The 4664-nt window shown below is 72.2% G+C and carries 4 protein-coding genes; all 4 read left to right on the top strand.

The window, feature by feature from the left end; all coding sequences use genetic code 11:
- Positions 1–346, top strand: a 346-nt coding sequence (locus D8M35_RS15590) for a sensor histidine kinase (protein WP_174234768.1), incomplete at its 5' end; no start/stop codon positions are given.
- A complete protein-coding gene (locus D8M35_RS15585; RefSeq protein WP_126892642.1) occupies positions 343–987 on the top strand; it encodes a response regulator transcription factor in 645 nt (214 codons plus the stop codon). The genes D8M35_RS15590 and D8M35_RS15585, both read left to right, overlap by 4 nt.
- Positions 988–1122: 135 nt before the next feature.
- Positions 1123–2001: a hypothetical protein gene (locus D8M35_RS15580; RefSeq protein WP_126892641.1), complete on the top strand. Its 879-nt coding sequence runs from the start codon at positions 1123–1125 to the stop codon at positions 1999–2001.
- A gap of 336 nt (positions 2002–2337) precedes the next feature.
- The coding region (locus tag D8M35_RS16440) for a fibronectin type III domain-containing protein (protein WP_153257450.1) at positions 2338–4664 on the top strand (2327 nt) is incomplete at its 3' end.

Below are 4664 nucleotides of genomic sequence, written 5' to 3'. Positions count from 1 at the left end.
CGACGTCGACGTCGCCGAGCCGCTCGACGCGTCGGCGGCCGCCCGGACCGCGGTCGTGCGCTTCGTGCGTGAGGCCGTGTGGAACGCCGCGAAGCACGCCGGCGCCTCCCGGATCGGCGTCGAGGCGCGCGCCGACGGAGGGGATCTGCTGGTGCGCGTGTCCGACGACGGGGCGGGGTTCGATCCGGCGCTCCTCGACCGTCCGGCGCCGACGGGGCACCTCGGTACGACGCTCCTGCGCGAGGTCGCCGAGGACACCGGCGGCGCGCTGCTGCTCCGGACCGCCCCGGGCGCAGGGACCACCTGGGAGCTGACGCTGCCCGCGCGGACGGAGTCACTGCGGTGAGGGTGCTGCTCGTCGACGACCACGCCCTAGTCCGGCAGGGGCTCCGCGCCGTGCTCGCGACGACGACCGACTGCGACGTGGTCGGCGAGGCGGGCACGGGGGAGGAAGCCGTGGAGCGTGCCGGTGCCCTGCACCCGGACGTCGTCGTGATGGACCTCTCGATGCCCGGTGCCGGCGGGGTCGAGGCGACGCGGACGATCCGCACCACGCTGCCGGCCGTCCGGGTGCTCGTCCTCACCACGTTCTCCGACGACGACCGCGTCCGCGCCGCCCTGACCGCCGGGGCGACCGGCTACCTGCTCAAGGACGCGACGCCCGAACAGGTGGTCGCCGCGGTCCGCTCGACCGCGCGGGACGAGGCGCCCGTCGACCCCCGGGTCGCCCGTGCCCTGCTGCCCGACGCTCCGGTCCCGGCACGCGACCGCGGCCCGGAGCCTGCACGCGACCGCGACCCGGACCTGCCGCCGCGCGAGCGGGACGTGCTCGTCCGGATCGCACGCGGGCTGTCGAACCGGCAGATCGCGACCGAACTCGGGATCGCCGAGCGGACCGTGAAGGTGCACGTCGGGTCACTCTTCCGCCGCATCGGCGTCGCCGACCGGACGAGTGCGGCGCTCTGGGCCCGCGACCACGGCTGGTGACGACCCGGCCGTCCACGTGCGGGCGGTCCGGGTACTAGTACCAAGGTCCGATGGTGCGGTCACCGCGTCACGGCGACGATCGTCCCGAGGGACGCGACCACCGCAGGCGCGTCGGACCAGCCCAGGAGGCACCCCATGACCACCCAGCGCACGCGACGCCGCACCATCGGCCTCGCCGCCGTGATCGCGCTCGGCGCCGTCGCCGCAGCGGCCCTCGCCGGGGTCTCCCCCGCGACCGCGTCCGGCAAGACGTCGACCGGAGGCGACTACGCCGTCACGGTGAACGGCACCACGACGAACCCCGCCGTCGGCAAGGACTTCAAGCTGAAGGACGTGGCCGTCTCCGGCACCATCGCGGTCCGCGGCAAGCACAACGGATTCGACATCCGCGTGGCCGACCTGGGCGTCTACGACTACACGCTGACGGGAGCCCCGGACACGCAGCGGATGGTGACGAAGCCGACCGTGGTCTTCGCGTCGAAGGTCCCCTCGCTCACCGCCGCGCAGCTGTCCGGCACGAAGCTGTCCTCGCTCGAGGTCCGCGACGACACGCTCGTCGCGATCTTCGGCACCGGTGCGGGCAAGTTCAAGATCCAGGCGAAGGACGGCGCCCAGGGCGGGATCTTCCAGATGGAGACCGAGTTCGCCCAGCCGGTGACGTTCACGCACACGCTCGGTGCCGGCCTGTTCTACTTCACGAACCCGTACACCGGGAAGATCAACTTCGGCGACGGCGTCGCGGCGGTGGCCGGAGGCAGCGACGCGCACCAGATGCTGCTCGGCAAGGACAGCCCGCAGGTCGCGACGAAGACCTCGCAGACGGCCACGACGACGACGTGGACCGTGCAGCCCGGCGGCCGCATGGGCGGCGTGCTCGGCGAGGACGCGGTCGAGCTCTCGCAGGGCGCGACGAACTGCACGAGCGACTGCCAGGCGCAGAACCAGGTCCGTGGGTCGCTGCCCGTGCCGCCGGACCCGGTGGACCCGCAGCCGGTGGGCACCACGTCGCGCTGACGCGACCACGCGACGGACGGGAGGCGAGGTGCCAGCTGGCACCGCGCCTCCCGTCCGGCAGCTGTGCGCGCCGGCCCTGGCAGGCGGGATCGCGCGTACCGGGCGGAATCGCGCGTACCAGGTGGAATCGCGCGTACCAGGTCGTTCCTTCTGACCAGGTACGCGCGATTCCGCTTCCCACTGCAGGCGTGATGGGAAGGAACGAGCGGGCGCAAGCTTCCTGAGCTGTGCGTCCTGACAGTTCCACATCCGTACGACCGCCGGAAACCTGTGGGACAACTCAGCAGGGTCGGATGTCCCAGGCCCCCACGAGGGGGTCACGACGACAAGGACACCATGACCCCGCAGCACCCAGCACGACCGCGGCGCACCGCACGCACGGTCGGAGCCGCCACCGCGGCCCTCGCCGCGATCGCCGCCACGACGATGATCGGATCCGTCCCCGCCGCGTCGGCCGAGGAGGCACCGCTCGTCACCTCGACCACCGAGTGGCAGTACCTGGAGGACGGGTCCGACCCCGCTGCCGGGCAGCCCGACCGCACCGCCTGGACGACGGGCGCCCTGCCCACGGGCGACTGGAAGACCGGCACGGGCTCGTTCGGCGCGAAGAACGGCGCGGCGACGGGCATGGGCGGCGGGCACACCGTCGACACCCTCCTCGAGCAGTACCTGGCGGACGGCAAGGACGTCCCGACCTACTTCTTCCGCTCCTCGTTCGAGGCCGACGCGACCGACCTGGCGGCGTGGAAGTCCCTCACCGCCGAGGTCGTGTACGACGACGCCCTCGTCGTGTACGTGAACGGCACGAAGGTCGCCGGCTTCGAGGACGGCGGCGTCACGCAGAACGTGCAGTACGCGGGCGACAACGGCGCCGACCCGGACACGAGCACGTTCTCCGTCGACGCCTCGCTGCTCCACGAGGGCGAGAACGACATCGCGGTCGCGCTGTACCAGGGACGCTCGAACAGCTCCGACGTCTCCTTCGAGATGCCGTCGCTGACCCCGGTGGACGCCGCGCAGCCCGCGACGATCTCCGACGTGGTGATGACGATCGGCGCCGACGCCTCGTCGCGGAACCTCGCCTGGTACTCCGACTCCGCCGCTGCCGAGGGCGCGCAGGTCGTCCCGGCGTCCCGCCTCGTCGACGGTGCCTTCCCGGCGACCGGCGCCACCGAGGTCGCCAGCACCTCAGGCACCGCCACCGACGGGCAGCAGTACCACCACGCGACGCTCGCGGGTCTCGCACCCTCGAGCGAGTACGCCTACCGGGTCGGGAGCGACACCGACGGCTGGAGCCCGGTCACCACCTTCCGCACGGGTGACGGGGACGGCGACTACTCGTTCGTCTTCATCGGCGACGCGCAGATCGGCGCCTCCGGCAACGCGGCGTCGGACACGGCGGGCTGGGTCGACACGATGAACGTCGCCGAGCGTGCCTTCCCGGACTCCGAGATGGTGTTCTCTGCCGGCGACCAGGTCAACACGGCCTCGAACGAGGCGCAGTACGAGGGCTTCCTCTCGCCGGACCAGCTCGGCCGCATCCCGCTCGTGACGAACATCGGCAACCACGACGTGGCGAGCCTGGCGTACGAGCAGCACTTCAACCTGCCGAACGTCTCGACCGAGCACGGCAAGCCCGATGCCGGTCGCGCGGGCGGCGACTACTGGTTCACCTACGGGGACACGCTCTACATCTCGTTCAACTCGAACGACATGGACGACGCCGGCCACGCCGCGTTCGCGGAGGAGGTGCTCGCGGAGCACGGCGACGAGGCACGCTGGAAGGTCGTCACCTTCCACCACTCGGTGTACAGCACGGCGTCGCACGCGGACGACGCGGACATCGTCACCCGCCGCGCCGACCTGCCGCCGGCGCTCAGTGCACTCGACGTCGACCTGGTGCTCATGGGCCACGACCACGTCTACGTCCGCAGCTACCTGATGAGCGGTACGACCCCCGTCGGTACCGGCGCCCCCACGGAGACGGTCACGCCCTCGGGCGACGAGGTGCTCTACGTGACGGCGAACTCGTCGTCGGGCAGCAAGTACTACGACATCACGCCCGGGCCGTTCGACTTCGCCGCGGTGCAGAACCAGGAGTACACGCCGAACTTCACGAACGTCGAGGTCTCGGGCGACGCCATCGCGATGACGACCTACCGGTCGGCGGACATGACCGTAGTCGACCGGGTCACGCTGCAGAAGCCGACCGAGCCGACCGACCCGACGGACCCGACCGACCCGACCGACCCCGGCACCGACCCGACGGACCCCGGCACCGAGCCGACCGAACCCGGCACGCCGTCCGACGAGGCCCCTGTCGCCGCGGACCTCGCGACGCTCACCGAGGCGACCCACACGCTCCGGGTGGACGCCGTCGACGAGGAGGCGGGCACCGTCACCGTCACCGTCCCCCGCGAGCTCGCCGGCGCTCCGCTCGACTGGTTCGTGCACTCCGACGCCGAGTACCTCGGCGACGACCCGACCGACGACGACGGGGTGCTGACCCTGCAGCTGCCGGTCGACCTCGCGACAGGTGAGCACACCCTCGTCGGCCAGCGCGCCGACGGGTCGGTCGCCACGTGGGGCACGTTCGCCTTCGTCGTCGACCCGGCGCCGGGGGCTCCCGCCGGCCAGCCGTCGGGGGCGCTCGCCTTCACCGA

It is taken from the genome of Curtobacterium sp. HSID17257 (assembly GCF_003989515.1).
Classification (GTDB): domain Bacteria; phylum Actinomycetota; class Actinomycetes; order Actinomycetales; family Microbacteriaceae; genus Curtobacterium.
Note: the sequence above shows the minus strand (reverse complement) of the source record. Positions and strands in the feature narration are given on the sequence as shown.

What these genes read in the sequence shown, in the direction of transcription:
- D8M35_RS15580 (WP_126892641.1), top strand. Translation starts at nt 1,123, where the DNA reads ATGACCACCCAGCGCACGCGACGCCGCACCATCGGCCTCGCCGCCGTG.